Origin of the sequence: Salinivibrio kushneri (assembly GCF_005280275.1) — a bacterium.
GTDB classification, from domain to species: Bacteria; Pseudomonadota; Gammaproteobacteria; order Enterobacterales; family Vibrionaceae; genus Salinivibrio; species Salinivibrio kushneri.
Genome location: NZ_CP040021.1, coordinates 2,597,778 through 2,613,343, shown reverse-complemented (window position 1 = coordinate 2,613,343; position 15,566 = coordinate 2,597,778). Strand labels below are relative to the sequence as shown.

Below are 15,566 nucleotides of genomic sequence, written 5' to 3'. Positions count from 1 at the left end.
CGGCCTTTTTCGATCATAACGTCCGCTTATTGGGTGAGCTCGGGGCGCTGACGGTATTGATCGAGTGATGCTGGGTTATCCAAGGCGCTTAACTGTGCCACGTCTTGGCCATGGACCACATCGCGTACCGCCAATTCGGCCAGTTTCCCTGACTTGGTGCGCGGAATATCGCTCACCTCGGCAATCACGGCGGGAACATGACGCGGCGTGCACTGGGTGCGGATGGTTTTTTTGATGGTTTGCTTGAGCGGCTCATCCAGTGTCACACCAGCAGCGAGTTTGACGAATAGCACTACGCGGACATCATTTTGCCATTGCTGGCCAATGACCACTGAGTCCATGATCTCGCTAAGCTGGTTAACATGGCGATAGATTTCCGCCGTACCAATTCGTACCCCGCCCGGGTTCAATACCGCATCAGACCGACCATAAAACACCATGCCACCTTGTGCGGTCAGGCGCACATAGTCACCATGGAACCAGATGTCATCAATCTTGTTCCAGTAGGCATTGTGATAGCGACTGCCATCGGTATCGTGCCAAAAGCCAACCGGCTGGTTGGGGAAGCTATTACAACACACCAGCTCCCCTTTCTGCTCCTCAACTGCTTGGCCCTGGGGGTTAAACACTTGTACATCAAGCGCCAAGCCGCGCTTTTGGCTTTCGCCGCGATAAACCGGTGACAGTGGGCTGCCAAGAACAAAGCAGCCACAAATATCAGTGCCACCCGCAATCGAACTTAACTGCAGATTAGACTTTATCTTTTGATAGACATAATCAAACTGCTCGGGCGCAAGTACCGAGCCGGTCGAACATAGGACGCGTAGCGACGCCAGCGAGTAATCATCTTTCGGCGCCACACCTTGTTTTTCCAATGCTTCTAAGTATTTCGCTGCGGTACCAAAAAGGGTGAGCTGGTGCTGCTCGGCCAGTCGCCAAAGTACGCCTGCGTCCGGATAAAACGGCGAGCCATCATAAAGCACCAAGGTCGCGCCGCTTGCCAAGGCACTGACCTGCCAATTCCACATCATCCAGCCGCAGGTGGTGAAGTAGAAAAAGCGATCGCCGGGGCGCACATCTGAATGGAGTTGATGCTCTTTCAGGTGATTGAGCAATATCCCCCCTACCGAATGAATAATGCACTTGGGCTTACCCGTGGTGCCGGAAGAGTAAAGCACAAAGAGTGGGGCATTGAATGCCACGCGGGTAAAGCGAAGCGGCGGCGCGTCGTGGGCTAATAAATCTTGCCAATTATCCACGCCAGCGGGTAAAGAAGGTCGATCACCATCAAAAGGGATCACCACTAGGCGCTCAATGGCCGGTACCTTATCCACCACCTGCTGCGCTTTGCTTAGGCAGTCATAGGTTTTGCCGTTGTAGTGATAGTGATCGGTGGTAAACAGCACTTTGGGCTCGGTTTGGCCAAAACGGTCCAACACACTGTCGACGCCAAAGTCCGGTGAGGTTGAGGTCCAAATCGCGCCCAACGCCGCGGTGGCAAGCATCGCAATCACGGTTTCAGGCAGGTTAGGTAAATAGCCGGCAACCACATCGCCCGGCTGAACACCTTGCGTCTCTAGGTAGTGACGGATGGCCGCGACCTGATCGACGAGCTCACGCCAAGTGAGGGTTCGTGCTACCTCATGCTCACCGCTAAAAATCATCGCTGGTTGGTCGGCATACTGCTCGGCGTGTTTGAGCAGATTTTCGGCATAGTTGAGGCGCGCGGAGGGAAACCAGTGGCTATCTCGATTGGGGTGCTCGGGGTCGATATCGCACACTCTCTCGCCCGGGTCACCGATCACGCCGGCAAATTGCCATAACTGTTGCCAAAAATCGCCGCTTTGACGTACTGACCAGGCATAAAGATCGTTATAGCCATTCAGCTGGGTGCCGTGAGTCTGATTCACGGCACGGATAAACGCGGCGAGTAACGTGTGGGTTTGACGTTCCTTATCCGGCGTCCACAACAATCCGTCTTTCATGTCCTCTCCTTAGCCCTTATCAGGGTGAGCCTGTATAAATGCATCCAGCGTTTGGCACTGTGCCTCGATGCGCGTCAAAGTTGGGTAGGCCGTTAAATCAAACGCAAATCGGCGTGCATTAAAAAGCTGCGGTACCAAACAAATATCGGCCAAATTGGGCGCTTCTCCGCCGATAAAGGGGCTGTCTAATCCCTGTAGTTTGGCTTCCAAGCCATCGAACCCTTGTTTTAGCCAATGGTGATACCAAGTGATTTTGTCGTCATCACTGTGGCCAAAGGGGCCGGTTAAGTATTGCAGAACCCGCAAGTTATTGAGTGGATGTACATCACAGGCAATGTCGAGCGCCAGTGAGCGGCACTGGGCTTTTTGCACTGGATCACTAGGGAGCAGTTTGACCTGTGGATAGCGCTCATCGAGGTATTCAATAATGGCGAGCGATTGGCTCAAGGTAACATCGCCATCGACCAAGGTCGGCACTAAACCGGCGGGGTTGAGCGAACGATAGGCGTCGCTTTGCTGGTGTTTATCCAGCAGGGACACGGTTTCTCGTTGGTAGCTGAGGCCTTTAAGGCCAAGGGCGATGCGGACGCGGTAGGCCGCGGTCGACTTACTGTAATCATAAAGCAGCATACAAGCTCCTAGACGGCGTCAACGTCAAGCGCGCCTAGAGGTACTAGGCGCTCATCAAGGTTACTCAGCGATGTAACGGGTCACAGTTTGCTCAATGGCGCCGAAAATAGACGCATCTTGGCTGTCGCGCATATCGATAGTGACGCTATCGCCAAAGGTCATAAACGGAGTTTTTGCCTCGCCTTGGTCGATAATTTCCAGCATGCGCTTTTCGGCTAAGCAGCAAGAGCCTTTACTGCGATCGGTATTGGACACGGTGCCGGAGCCAATAATGGTCCCGGCACTGACATGACGGCTTTTCGCCACATGCGCGACCAACTGGGCAAAATCAAAGGTCATATCGACACCCGCATCGGGTGACCCGAACCATTCGCCGTTGAGGGTGACATGCATCGGTAAGTGGACTTTATGGTCGCGCCAGTGATCGCCAAGCTCATCGGGGGTAACCGCCACCGGCGAAAAGGCAGAGGCGGGCTTGGATTGGAAAAAGCCGAACCCTTTGGCAAGCTCGACGGGGATCAGGTTGCGCAGGGAAACATCGTTGACCAGCATCAGCAGTTTAATGTGTTGGCCCGCTTTGTCGGCACTTAGGTGCATGGGCACATCATCGGTGACGACGGCTAGCTCGGCTTCAAAGTCACAGCCCCATGCATCATCCACTAATTCAATCTCGTCACGTGGGCCGAGAAAGCCATCAGACATGCCTTGATACATCAGTGGGTCGGTCCAAAAACTCTCAGGCATTTGTGCGCCGCGTGCTTTGCGCACCAGTTCAACGTGGTTAACGTAGGCGCTACCATCGGCCCACTGAAAGGCGCGGGGCAGTGGTGAGTCGCAGACACTTGGGTCAAAGGCAAAGGACTCACTGACTTGGTTGTCGTTGAGCGCATCGTAGCGCTGAGTCAGTTTGGGCGCCAGTGTCGCCCAATGATCGAGTGCCGCTTGTAGTGTGGGTGCGATATCGTCGGCGTGGACGGCGCGAGTAAGGTCACGAGAGACCAAAATCAATTTGCCATCACGTCCGTGTTTGAGTGAAGCCAGTTTCATTGCTTTCTCCTTCGCTATTCTGCGTCACTTGGCGTGCGCCAAGAGTAAACATAATCGGTCAGTTCGGTGGCTTTCGCCGCGTCGCCCATATCAAGTGGCATGCGGGTATCAATCATCACCGCCACTTCGTCGGTCTCTTTTTTCTGATGCTTTTTGCCTGCGGCAAAGGCTTTTGGGTGAGGACCATGTGGGAAGCCACAAGGGTGTAGAGTCACCATGCCGGCATCAATGTTATCGCGGCTGAAAAAGTCACCTTGGTGATAGAAAAGCACTTCATCGTAGTCATCGTTATTGTGGTAGAAAGGCACCTTCAGTGCGCCAGGATCTGACTCGATCGGGCGGGGGACAAAGGTACAAATCACAAAACCTTGCGCGACAAAGGTGGTGTGCGCGGATGGCGGTAAGTGGTAACGATGGCTCATCAACGGGCGGATATCTCGCCAGTTGAGCCGGAATACGGTGAGATTGCCTTTCCAGCCCACGGCATCGAGTGGGTTATAAGGATAGGTGACACGGTTAAGCTGTTGGCGCGATTTGATCATCACCTGCCAGCTTTCGCTGTCGGATTGCTGGGCTTTAAAGCGTTCGTCAATGCGCGCATGTTCTAACACTGCAGGATCAAACACCGCATGTTCGCCGACAATGCCTCGTTCGGCGCTCATGTAGGAGCCATGAGTCGCTTCAATCATCAACAAGGTGGTTGCCTCATCCGGCACTAGTCGCCAGCTGGTGGCGCGAGGAACGATCAAATAATCGCCTTTGCTATAGCGCAAGTGGCCATAATCGCAATACAGCGAGCCTTCGCCCTGATGGACAAACAAGCAATCGTCGCCATCGCTGTTGCGCACCAGATAAGACATGGCGGTATCGGTGCGCCATAAGCGAACCTGAACGTTGGCATTAGATAACAGCACAGGTGCATCCATTGGCGACGTGCCTTGCGTTTCAACTCGGTTGGTATCAAAAGCATGCGGTCGTAATGGGCCTTCCCACTCGCTCCAGCCCGTCGGGGGATGGCGGTGATACATATGACTGGCCGGGCCAAAAAAGCCTTCCTTGCCACACTCGCGCTCGTAAGTTCCCTCGGGAAAGTCGCAGTGGGCTTGACGTGAGGCATCCCCTTCACGAATGGGGAATGAAAACCACTTTCGCATAACTCGCTCCTTGTGCTGGGCGGCCGTGCTCACCGGGACGGCCAAATAGTTTCAAAAGAAACAATCTATCCGTTTATACTAGCGATCAGAGACGAGAAAAAGCAACGCTCTGTTAACAAATATTTTACTTTGAGTGTTCAGTATTTTTGCCGCCTAAAAATCGTAAGTGTAAACAAAGCACTACCTTTGCATCTTATCGAAGCCTCTCGTAAAGTAGGTCATATGATTTCACTTGAAACTAACTGGTATGACCCTTCCTCATTTAGCGCTCGATAGCTTTTTGCCTTATAAGCTGGTTCACACGGCGGAGTTGGTGGCCGATAGTCTTGCGGCACGTTATGAAGCAGAGTTTGGATTATCGCGTCCAGAATGGCGCGTGCTGGCCTCTTTGGGGGCACGGGATGGCGTGATGGCGAAAGATTTAGCCGCAGAAACGCGGCTGGATAAAGTAAAAGTGTCGCGCTTGCTTACCCGTTTAGAGCAGCACCAACTGGTAGAGCGACGCGCGTGCCAAGGTGATCAGCGCGCCGCGTTAGTCCATTTGACCGATAAAGGACGCACCCATTATCAGACTATTGTCCCCAAGGTGTTGGAGTGGGAAACAGCCATGCTTGAGGGACTCAGTGCGGCGCAGTATCAAGCGCTTTATCAGGCGTTAGACGCTCTGCAGCACCGCGTTCATGAGTTGGATCAGACCGGCAGTGACGAAGCCAGTGTCTGACGGCGCAGCACCACGGCATACAGGTACGCCATAATACCGGCCAGTAGATTAGCAATGGCTATTCCCGCAAACAGGCCATGGGTGCCGTTGACCATGCCGCCCAGCCACGCACAGGGCACCAAGAAGACAAACAAACGGACGAGGTTGCAGGCGAACGAATGCAATGAACGCTTCATCGCATTCAGGCCGCCGACCAATAACATCAAGGTGCCTTGTAAGCCGTAACTGGCCGGAACCACCATCAAATAGTGGGCAATTTCTTGTTGAACCCGCACATCGTCACTGAACAAATCCGCAATCAGATCGATAAAAGGCCATAGCGACAAGTACAAGGCAAACTGGAACAAGATGGCAAAGCGCATCGCGCTAAACAGTGCCTGAAAGGCCCGTTGATGGTATTGCGCGCCAAAGTTTTGCGACATTAAGGGCGTGAGCGATGACGTCATTGCCATCATCACAATTAATAAAATGGCTTCAATGCGTTGCGCGGCGCCATAGGCGGCAACGCTCTCTGTCCCTTGCGAGGCGAGCATCATCATTAAAATGGCACCTGCCGCCGGGTTTAAGGCATTGGTCATCCCAGCGGGCATGCCAATTTTAAGGATTTGACGCACGTCTGTCGCCAGTTTGGTCCATTGTGGTGCGATTAGTAGCCGTTCACGGCGAATCAGTATACTTAGCGCGGCTATCAATGCCCCCGCCCAACTGACGGCGCTGGCGATGGCGGCCCCTTTTACGCCCAGCTCGGGAAACGGACCCAAGCCAAAAATCAGTAAGGGGTCGAGCGTCCCATTAATCAGGCCGGAGACCATCATGATTTTCGCCGGCGTTTTGGTGTCGCCCGTGGCGCGGATAGCGGCGTTTCCTGCCATGGGTACCACGAGCAATGGAATGGTGAGGTACCATACCTGCATATAGTCGTGGATCAACGGCAATAAGTTGTCGCTTGCTCCCAGTGCGGAGAACACTGGATTGATGGTAGCCGCCCCCAGCCAACCGACGGACATCACTATGAATACCGCCAAGGTCAAGCCGTGACTCGACACCCGCGCGGCATCTTGATGATCGCCTTGACCAAGCAATCGCGCCACCAAGGCGGCAATGCCGACCCCTAACCCGAGCGTGATGGAGTTAACCGCAAAGGTGATCGGGAAGGTGAAGCTCACCGCAGCGAGTGCTTCCGTGCCAAGCAGTGAAATAAAGAAGGTATCCACCACATTGAACATGATGATCGCGAACAGCCCAAATACCATGGGCACGGTCATCTTACGCAATGTGAGGTTGATCGGGGCGGAGAGCAGCCCGTGTTTGTCGTTCATAATCGCTTATTACTGGGTTGGGACGGCTTACCCTAGCGGATCCTCACAATCGGAGAAAGTTGCCAGTCTAAAAAAACAAAAAAATTACTGTAAAACCCTTGGGAAAGAAAAAGGGCGTCCCCACATAGGGAATTACATCAGGAACCGGACGCATGTACGGCCTGTGTGCATACTTACTTCATCAAACGGAACATCATTACTAATTCAGGAGACGACCGATGAACATTCGTCCACTACATGATCGCGTTATCGTTGAGCGCCAAGAAGCTGAGTCTAAATCAGCGGGTGGCATCGTGTTAACTGGTTCTGCTGCAGAAAAGTCTACCCGCGGTAAAGTGCTGGCGGTAGGCAAAGGCCGTATTCTTGAAAACGGCAATGTGCAGCCATTGGACGTTCAAGTGGGTGACACTGTTATCTTCTCTGAAGGCTTTGGCACCAAGACGGAAAAAATCGAGGGTCAAGAAGTTCTGATCTTGTCTGAAAGCGACATTATGGCAATCGTTGAATAATTCATTTCACCTCCAATCAATAATGTAAGAAAGGAATAGAATCATGGCTGCTAAAGACGTTAAATTTAGTGACGACGCGCGTGCGAAAATGCTCGAAGGTGTGAATGTTCTGGCTGATGCCGTGAAAGTCACACTAGGCCCTAAAGGCCGCAACGTAGTACTAGACAAATCATTCGGTGCACCAACCATCACCAAAGATGGCGTCTCTGTTGCGCGTGAAATTGAACTGGAAGACAAATTCCAGAACATGGGCGCACAAATGGTAAAAGAAGTGGCGTCTCAGTCGAACGACGCTGCGGGTGACGGAACGACAACTGCAACTGTATTGGCGCAATCTATCGTCAATGAAGGCTTGAAAGCAGTCGCGGCGGGCATGAACCCAATGGATCTAAAGCGCGGTATCGACAAAGCGGTTGTTGCGGCGGTTGAAGAGTTGAAAAAACTGTCTGCGCCTTGCACCAGCAACAATGCGATTGAGCAAGTGGGTACCATTTCTGCGAACTCTGACCACACTGTTGGTAAGATCATCGCTCAAGCGATGGAAAAAGTCGGTCGTGACGGTGTTATTACCGTTGAAGAAGGTCAATCACTGCAAGACGAACTGAGCGTCGTAGAAGGCATGCAGTTCGATCGTGGTTACCTATCTCCTTACTTCATCAATAACCAAGAAGCCGGTAACGTTGAGCTGGATAACCCATTTATCCTACTGATCGACAAAAAAGTCTCGAATATCCGCGAGCTGCTACCAACCCTTGAAGCGGTTTCTAAAGCGTCTCGTCCTCTGCTGATCATTGCAGAAGATCTTGAAGGTGAAGCGCTGGCAACCCTGGTTGTCAACAACATGCGTGGCATCGTCAAAGTTGCTGCCGTGAAAGCCCCTGGCTTTGGTGACCGTCGTAAAGCGATGCTGCAAGATATCGCAACCTTGACGGCAGGTACTGTGGTTTCTGAAGAAATCGGCATGGACCTAGAGAAAGTGACGCTGGAAGACCTAGGTCAAGCCAAGCGTGTCACTGTCACTAAAGACAACACCACTATCGTTGACGGTGTCGGTGAGGAAGCGGCGATTGAAGGGCGTGTTGCGCAGATTCGCCAGCAAATCGAGGAAGCAACCTCAGACTACGACAAAGAAAAACTGCAAGAGCGCGTCGCTAAACTGGCTGGCGGTGTTGCAGTGATCAAAGTCGGTGCGGCGACAGAAGTCGAGATGAAAGAGAAGAAAGATCGCGTTGAAGATGCCCTGCACGCAACACGTGCGGCGGTTGAAGAAGGCGTGGTTGCCGGTGGTGGTGTTGCCCTAATCCGTGCGGCGAGCAAAGTTGGCGAGCTGAAAGGTGACAACGAAGAGCAAAACGTGGGCATCCGTGTTGCACTGCGCGCCATGGAATCACCACTTCGTCAAATCGCGACCAACGCAGGTGATGAAGACTCAGTGGTTGCTAACAAAGTGAAATCTGGCGATAACCACTTTGGCTACAATGCATCAACTGGCGAATACGGTGACATGATTGAGATGGGTATTCTTGACCCAACTAAAGTAACACGTAGTGCACTACAGTTCGCTGCCTCTGTTGCGGGTCTGATGATCACCACTGAAGCCATGGTTACCGATCTGCCACAAAAAGACGGCGGTGCTGATATGGGCGCGGCTGCTGGTATGGGTGGCATGGGCGGAATGGGCGGCATGATGTGATCGCCTTTCCCTCATAAATGAAAAAACCCAGCTTCGGCTGGGTTTTTTCGTTCTCGGGCTGACGCCAATAACGCGGCTCAGTGCGGAGACGCAGATGAAAAAATATTCATCACTGCGACACCCGAGACAATCAGTGCCATTCCTATCACCGCCGGTGCATCCAGCTTTTGGTCAAAGACTAGCCAACCAATCAAAGCAATCAATGTCACGCCCGCGCCGGCCCATATCGCATAGGCGATGCCTACAGGAATTGCGCGTAAAGTGAGGGCGAGTAGATAGAAAGAGAAACTGTATCCCACCACCACTAATATCGAAGGAACGAGCTTAGAAAAGCCGTCACTGTTTTTGAGTGATGCGGTTGCAATCACCTCTGCCACAATAGCAAACCCTAGAAAAAGCCAATGCTTCATATCGATGACTCCCAAGTGAGAAACAGGCAGGCCATGCTACCAGCCAATTTTTATGATGTATGCCTCATTTTGAGTGGAGAAGAGTGAAAAGCATGATGAGCGATGTAAGCCAAGGTGAACACTGGCGGCAAAACACAAGGGTTAAAATAGACAAAAAAAACGATTTTGTACGAATTTCGTTCAGGTGAGATTTTTTTTGCAAAAAGGGGTTGCGGGAAAAACTGAGATCTCTATACTGCGCTTCCTGTTGACGGGGCAACGAGACGCAAGTCACGAAATGCCGACCACGAAGTCAACACGCTCTTTAACAATTTGACCTATGCAATCTGTGTGGGCACTCGTTAAGAATAGACAAAAAGATTTATTCGATGAACTGAGTGACCAAACGACAACTTTTACAGTTGTTCGGCACAGTCAATTCGTTTGTCTCGTAAGAGACGAACAAAACAGTATTTATCGAGCCGTTTGTCTTTCCTTTATAGGAAAGCGAACAAAAGAACTTAAATTGAAGAGTTTGATCATGGCTCAGATTGAACGCTGGCGGCAGGCCTAACACATGCAAGTCGAGCGGAAACGGCAGCATTGAAGCTTCGGTGGATTTGCTGGACGTCGAGCGGCGGACGGGTGAGTAACGGCTGGGAACCTGCCCTGACGCGGGGGATAACCGTTGGAAACGACGGCTAATACCGCATAATGTCTTAGTTCATTACGAGCTGGGACCAAAGGTGGCCTCTACATGTAAGCTATCGCGTTGGGATGGGCCCAGTTAGGATTAGCTAGTTGGTAAGGTAATGGCTTACCAAGGCAACGATCCTTAGCTGGTTTGAGAGGATGATCAGCCACACTGGGACTGAGACACGGCCCAGACTCCTACGGGAGGCAGCAGTGGGGAATATTGCACAATGGGGGAGACCCTGATGCAGCCATGCCGCGTGTGTGAAGAAGGCCTTCGGGTTGTAAAGCACTTTCAGCAGTGAGGAAGGTGGTGTACTTAATAAGTGCATGGCTTGACGTTAGCTGCAGAAGAAGCACCGGCTAACTCCGTGCCAGCAGCCGCGGTAATACGGAGGGTGCGAGCGTTAATCGGAATTACTGGGCGTAAAGCGCATGCAGGCGGTTTGTTAAGTCAGATGTGAAAGCCCGGGGCTCAACCTCGGAACCGCATTTGAAACTGGCAGGCTAGAGTCTTGTAGAGGGGGGTAGAATTTCAGGTGTAGCGGTGAAATGCGTAGAGATCTGAAGGAATACCAGTGGCGAAGGCGGCCCCCTGGACAAAGACTGACGCTCAGATGCGAAAGCGTGGGTAGCAAACAGGATTAGATACCCTGGTAGTCCACGCCGTAAACGCTGTCTACTTGGAGGTTGAGGTTTAGACTTTGGCTTTCGGCGCTAACGCATTAAGTAGACCGCCTGGGGAGTACGGCCGCAAGGTTAAAACTCAAATGAATTGACGGGGGCCCGCACAAGCGGTGGAGCATGTGGTTTAATTCGATGCAACGCGAAGAACCTTACCTACTCTTGACATCCAGCGAATCCTTTAGAGATAGAGGCGTGCCTTCGGGAGCGCTGAGACAGGTGCTGCATGGCTGTCGTCAGCTCGTGTTGTGAAATGTTGGGTTAAGTCCCGCAACGAGCGCAACCCTTATCCTTGTTTGCCAGCACATAATGGTGGGAACTCCAGGGAGACTGCCGGTGATAAACCGGAGGAAGGTGGGGACGACGTCAAGTCATCATGGCCCTTACGAGTAGGGCTACACACGTGCTACAATGGCAGATACAGAGGGCAGCGAAGCTGCGAAGTGGAGCGAATCCCTTAAAGTCTGTCGTAGTCCGGATTGGAGTCTGCAACTCGACTCCATGAAGTCGGAATCGCTAGTAATCGTGGATCAGAATGCCACGGTGAATACGTTCCCGGGCCTTGTACACACCGCCCGTCACACCATGGGAGTGGGCTGCACCAGAAGTAGATAGCTTAACCTTCGGGAGGGCGTTTACCACGGTGTGGTTCATGACTGGGGTGAAGTCGTAACAAGGTAGCCCTAGGGGAACCTGGGGCTGGATCACCTCCTTACTGACGCTATTGTTGCGAGTGCTCACACAGATTGTATAGGTTGAAGTTATAAAGAGGATATGTTCCCAAACATATCAGCGTGTCCCATTCGTCTAGAGGCCTAGGACACCGCCCTTTCACGGCGGTAACAGGGGTTCGACTCCCCTATGGGACGCCACTTTATAAACATACTTTCGAGTGTGGTTACAAAGTGGTTTATTTAGCAATAAACGACATGCTCTTTAACAATCTGGAAAGCTGACAAGTCATTCTTAAAGAATGACAGTAAAGTTCTCAATCAGTGACATGTAATGTCACTCACACAATCAAGTGTGCTTGGGCTTTGTCTTATTTGATAAGCAAAGTCTCTATTTTGAGTCCGGCAAAAACAAAACCTTAATTGGTTGATGATTCAACACTCAGTGGTTTTGCGACGCAGATTTCTTTTTAAGACAGTCTCGCGCAAAAAAAAAACCTCTTGGGGTTGTATGGTTAAGTGATTAAGCGTAGACGGTGGATGCCTTGGCAGTCAGAGGCGATGAAGGACGTACTAACCTGCGAAAAGCGATGGTGAGCTGGTAAGAAGCATTTGAGCCATCGATGTCCGAATGGGGAAACCCACCTGCATAAGCAGGTATCTTAGCGTGAATACATAGCGCTAAGAGGCGAACTCGGGGAACTGAAACATCTAAGTACCCGAAGGAAAAGAAATCAATTGAGATTCCGGCAGTAGCGGCGAGCGACCCCGGAGCAGCCCTTAAGCGGCTTAGGCGTTAGGTGAACAGGTTGGAAAACCTAGCAATAAAGGGTGATAGCCCCGTAACCGACGGCGCCTTAGGCGTGAAAACGAGTAAGACGGGACACGTGATATCTTGTCTGAACATGGGGGGACCATCCTCCAAGGCTAAATACTCCTGACTGACCGATAGTGAACCAGTACCGTGAGGGAAAGGCGAAAAGAACCCCTGTGAGGGGAGTGAAATAGAACCTGAAACCGTCTACGTACAAGCAGTGGGAGCCCCATCACTAAGACACTTCATCTTAGTGAGACGCTATCACTTTGTTGATTGGGTTAACCACGCGAAGCGTGGGTCAACCACCCAATCCAGCAGAGGTGACTTAGTGATGGGGTGACCGCGTACCTTTTGTATAATGGGTCAGCGACTTAATGTAAGTAGCTAGGTTAACCGCATAGGGGAGCCGTAGGGAAACCGAGTCTTAACTGGGCGACAGTTGCTTGCATTAGACCCGAAACCGAGTGATCTAGCCATGGGCAGGTTGAAGGTTGAGTAACATCAACTGGAGGACCGAACTCACTAACGTTGAAAAGTTAGGAGATGACCTGTGGCTAGGGGTGAAAGGCCAATCAAACTCGGAGATAGCTGGTTCTCCCCGAAAGCTATTTAGGTAGCGCCTCGGACGAACACTACTGGGGGTAGAGCACTGTTAAGGCTAGGGGGTCATCCCGACTTACCAACCCTTTGCAAACTCCGAATACCAGTAAGTGCTATCCGGGAGACACACGGCGGGTGCTAACGTCCGTCGTGGAGAGGGAAACAACCCAGACCGCCAGCTAAGGTCCCCAAGTTATCGCTAAGTGGGAAACGATGTGGGAAGGCTCAGACAGCCAGGATGTTGGCTTAGAAGCAGCCATCATTTAAAGAAAGCGTAATAGCTCACTGGTCGAGTCGGCCTGCGCGGAAGATGTAACGGGGCTAAGCGATACACCGAAGCTGCGGCAATGTCCTTATGGATATTGGGTAGGGGAGCGTTGTGTAAGCTGTTGAAGGTGTGCTGAGAGGCATGCTGGAGGTATCACAAGTGCGAATGCTGACATGAGTAACGATAAAGGGGGTGAAAAACCTCCTCGCCGGAAGACCAAGGGTTCCTGTCCAACGTTAATCGGGGCAGGGTAAGTCGGCCCCTAAGGCGAGGCCGAAAGGCGTAGTCGATGGGAAACGGGTTAATATTCCCGTACTGCTGCTTACTGCGATGGGGGGACGGAGAAGGCTAGGTGGGCCTGGCGATGGTTGTCCAGGTTCAAGTGCGTAGGCTGATTTCTTAGGCAAATCCGGGAAATCGAGGCCGAGACACGATGTCGAGCCACCAAGGTGGTGAAGTCATTGATGCCATGCTTCCGGGAAAAGCCTCTAAGCTTCAGGTAAGTAGGAACCGTACTCCAAACCGACACAGGTGGTCGGGTAGAGAATACCAAGGCGCTTGAGAGAACTCGGGTGAAGGAACTAGGCAAAATGGTACCGTAACTTCGGGAGAAGGTACGCTGCCCGCGGTGAAGTCCCTTGCGGATGGAGCTATGGGCAGTCGCAGATACCAGGTGGCTGCAACTGTTTATTAAAAACACAGCACTGTGCAAAATCGAAAGATGACGTATACGGTGTGACGCCTGCCCGGTGCCGGAAGGTTAATTGATGTGGTTATCGCAAGAGAAGCCATTGATTGAAGCCCCGGTAAACGGCGGCCGTAACTATAACGGTCCTAAGGTAGCGAAATTCCTTGTCGGGTAAGTTCCGACCTGCACGAATGGCGTAATGATGGCCACGCTGTCTCCACCCGAGACTCAGTGAAATTGAAATCGCAGTGAAGATGCTGTGTACCCGCGGCTAGACGGAAAGACCCCGTGAACCTTTACTACAGCTTGGCACTGAACATTGAGCCTACATGTGTAGGATAGGTGGGAGGCTTTGAAGCGGCGACGCCAGTTGCTGTGGAGCCATCCTTGAAATACCACCCTTGTATGTTTGATGTTCTAACTTAGCCCCGTTATCCGGGGTGAGGACAGTGCCTGGTGGGTAGTTTGACTGGGGCGGTCTCCTCCCAAAGTGTAACGGAGGAGCACGAAGGTGGGCTAATCACGGTCGGACATCGTGAGGTTAGTGCAATGGCATAAGCCCGCTTAACTGCGAGAGTGACGGCTCGAGCAGGTACGAAAGTAGGTCATAGTGATCCGGTGGTTCTGAATGGAAGGGCCATCGCTCAACGGATAAAAGGTACTCCGGGGATAACAGGCTGATACCGCCCAAGAGTTCATATCGACGGCGGTGTTTGGCACCTCGATGTCGGCTCATCACATCCTGGGGCTGAAGTCGGTCCCAAGGGTATGGCTGTTCGCCATTTAAAGTGGTACGCGAGCTGGGTTTAGAACGTCGTGAGACAGTTCGGTCCCTATCTGCCGTGGGCGTTGGATGATTGAGGGGAGCTGCTCCTAGTACGAGAGGACCGGAGTGGACGAACCGCTGGTGTTCGGGTTGTGTCGCCAGACGCATTGCCCGGTAGCTAAGTTCGGCACAGATAAGCGCTGAAAGCATCTAAGCGCGAAGCTGGCCCCGAGATGAGTCATCCCTAGAGCCTCGAGCTCTCTAAAGGGTTGTTCTAGACGAGAACGTTGATAGGCAGGGTGTGTAAGCGCTGTGAGGCGTTGAGCTAACCTGTACTAATGGCCCGTGAGGCTTAACCATACAACACCCAAGGGGTTTTGGGTTGGACTTAAAATAAAGCCAGTTGATTGTGGCGAGAATGAACAGCTTTCTAGATTTGTGTTTTGACTGAAAAGTGAAGACACACCCAATTTTGCTTGGCGACCATAGCGCTTTGGACCCACCTGACTCCATGCCGAACTCAGTAGTGAAAGGAAGCAGCGCCGATGGTAGTGTGGGGCCTCCCCATGTGAGAGTAGGACATCGCCAGGCTTGCTTTCTTGTTTTCAGATTTTTGGAAAAATCTGAAGGCAAAAACGGATTAAAGTATCAAAGCAGATTGACGTAAGACTTTGATAAAAAACACCAAGCCCTGACCTTACGGTCAGGGCTTTTTTGTATCTAAACCAACATTGTCCGCGTTTTGCTTCAATAACCTGCCGCTTCAAACTCTCTGAACCGTTATACATCGACAAGCGTGTGGCTGTTCTCACTCAACACTGAAGCCGAGAGTCGATTCCAATATTACTCGGTGAAGCGCGCTTTTCACCGGTAATCTATAGACATAAAAAAACCTCCTTGGCGGAGGTTTTGATTATCAAGCTTTTTGACTT

The 15,566-nt window shown here is 51.9% G+C and carries 9 protein-coding genes, 1 tRNA gene and 3 rRNA genes; 7 read left to right on the top strand and 6 right to left on the bottom strand.

Annotation, left to right across the window (positions count from 1 at the left end):
* Positions 1–26: 26 nt before the first annotated feature.
* Genes FCN78_RS12025 through FCN78_RS12010 form a run of 4 tightly spaced genes read right to left on the bottom strand, consistent with a single transcriptional unit; the run spans position 27 to position 4,816 of the window.
* Positions 27–1,985 carry an acetoacetate--CoA ligase gene (locus FCN78_RS12025; RefSeq protein ID WP_077659659.1) on the bottom strand — a complete coding sequence of 653 codons (1,959 nt, stop codon included), beginning with the start codon at positions 1,983–1,985 and terminating at the stop codon, positions 27–29.
* A gap of 9 nt (positions 1,986–1,994) precedes the next feature.
* Entirely contained in the window at positions 1,995–2,615 is a 621-nt protein-coding gene (gene maiA / locus FCN78_RS12020) for a maleylacetoacetate isomerase (protein ID WP_077659658.1), read from the bottom strand.
* A gap of 60 nt (positions 2,616–2,675) precedes the next feature.
* Entirely contained in the window at positions 2,676–3,662 is a 987-nt protein-coding gene (locus FCN78_RS12015) for a fumarylacetoacetate hydrolase family protein (protein WP_077659657.1), read from the bottom strand.
* 14 nt (positions 3,663–3,676) lie between these two features.
* A complete protein-coding gene (locus tag FCN78_RS12010) occupies positions 3,677–4,816 on the bottom strand; it encodes a homogentisate 1,2-dioxygenase (protein ID WP_077600586.1) in 1,140 nt (379 codons plus the stop codon).
* Between the two features lie 232 nt (positions 4,817–5,048).
* Here FCN78_RS12010 and FCN78_RS12005 point away from each other — a divergent pair, with 232 nt between their 5' ends.
* A complete protein-coding gene (locus FCN78_RS12005) occupies positions 5,049–5,537 on the top strand; it encodes a MarR family winged helix-turn-helix transcriptional regulator (protein ID WP_327293477.1) in 489 nt (162 codons plus the stop codon).
* Here the strand turns inward: FCN78_RS12005 and FCN78_RS12000 are convergent.
* Complete coding sequence (locus FCN78_RS12000; protein ID WP_077659656.1) at positions 5,507–6,856, bottom strand: MATE family efflux transporter; 1,350 nt, start codon at positions 6,854–6,856, stop codon at positions 5,507–5,509. The genes FCN78_RS12005 and FCN78_RS12000 overlap by 31 nt on opposite strands.
* A gap of 218 nt (positions 6,857–7,074) precedes the next feature.
* Here FCN78_RS12000 and FCN78_RS11995 point away from each other — a divergent pair, with 218 nt between their 5' ends.
* Positions 7,075–7,365, top strand: coding sequence for a co-chaperone GroES (locus tag FCN78_RS11995; protein ID WP_046074554.1), 291 nt, complete (start codon positions 7,075–7,077; stop codon positions 7,363–7,365).
* Between the two features lie 43 nt (positions 7,366–7,408).
* Positions 7,409–9,058: a chaperonin GroEL gene (gene groL / locus FCN78_RS11990; protein ID WP_069361508.1), complete on the top strand. Its 1,650-nt coding sequence runs from the start codon at positions 7,409–7,411 to the stop codon at positions 9,056–9,058.
* A 77-nt stretch (positions 9,059–9,135) separates the two neighbouring features.
* Here groL and FCN78_RS11985 read toward each other — a convergent pair whose 3' ends face one another.
* The gene (locus FCN78_RS11985; protein ID WP_077486472.1) at positions 9,136–9,468 is read right to left on the bottom strand and encodes an SMR family transporter; all 333 of its coding nucleotides are present in this window, start codon (positions 9,466–9,468) and stop codon (positions 9,136–9,138) included.
* A 502-nt stretch (positions 9,469–9,970) separates the two neighbouring features.
* Between FCN78_RS11985 and FCN78_RS11980 the strand changes: the two genes are divergently transcribed.
* The 4 genes from FCN78_RS11980 to rrf all read left to right on the top strand — a co-directional run bounded on the left by FCN78_RS11980 (position 9,971) and on the right by rrf (position 15,225).
* Positions 9,971–11,539 (top strand): 16S ribosomal RNA (locus tag FCN78_RS11980).
* Positions 11,540–11,620: 81 nt separating this feature from the next.
* A tRNA-Glu gene (locus FCN78_RS11975) sits at positions 11,621–11,696 on the top strand.
* A gap of 312 nt (positions 11,697–12,008) precedes the next feature.
* Positions 12,009–14,994: ribosomal RNA gene (locus FCN78_RS11970) — 23S ribosomal RNA — on the top strand.
* A 115-nt stretch (positions 14,995–15,109) separates the two neighbouring features.
* Positions 15,110–15,225 (top strand): 5S ribosomal RNA (gene rrf, locus FCN78_RS11965).
* Together the 16S, 23S and 5S rRNA genes with 1 tRNA gene alongside form the textbook arrangement of a ribosomal RNA operon.
* Positions 15,226–15,566: the final 341 nt, after the last annotated feature.

What these genes read in the sequence shown, in the direction of transcription:
- FCN78_RS12025 (WP_077659659.1), bottom strand. Translation starts at nt 1,985, where the DNA reads ATGAAAGACGGATTGTTGTGGACGCCGGATAAGGAACGTCAAACCCAC.
- maiA (WP_077659658.1), bottom strand. Translation starts at nt 2,615, where the DNA reads ATGCTGCTTTATGATTACAGTAAGTCGACCGCGGCCTACCGCGTCCGC.
- FCN78_RS12015 (WP_077659657.1), bottom strand. Translation starts at nt 3,662, where the DNA reads ATGAAACTGGCTTCACTCAAACACGGACGTGATGGCAAATTGATTTTG.
- FCN78_RS12010 (WP_077600586.1), bottom strand. Translation starts at nt 4,816, where the DNA reads ATGCGAAAGTGGTTTTCATTCCCCATTCGTGAAGGGGATGCCTCACGT.
- FCN78_RS12000 (WP_077659656.1), bottom strand. Translation starts at nt 6,856, where the DNA reads ATGAACGACAAACACGGGCTGCTCTCCGCCCCGATCAACCTCACATTG.
- FCN78_RS11995 (WP_046074554.1), top strand. Translation starts at nt 7,075, where the DNA reads ATGAACATTCGTCCACTACATGATCGCGTTATCGTTGAGCGCCAAGAA.
- groL (WP_069361508.1), top strand. Translation starts at nt 7,409, where the DNA reads ATGGCTGCTAAAGACGTTAAATTTAGTGACGACGCGCGTGCGAAAATG.
- FCN78_RS11985 (WP_077486472.1), bottom strand. Translation starts at nt 9,468, where the DNA reads ATGAAGCATTGGCTTTTTCTAGGGTTTGCTATTGTGGCAGAGGTGATT.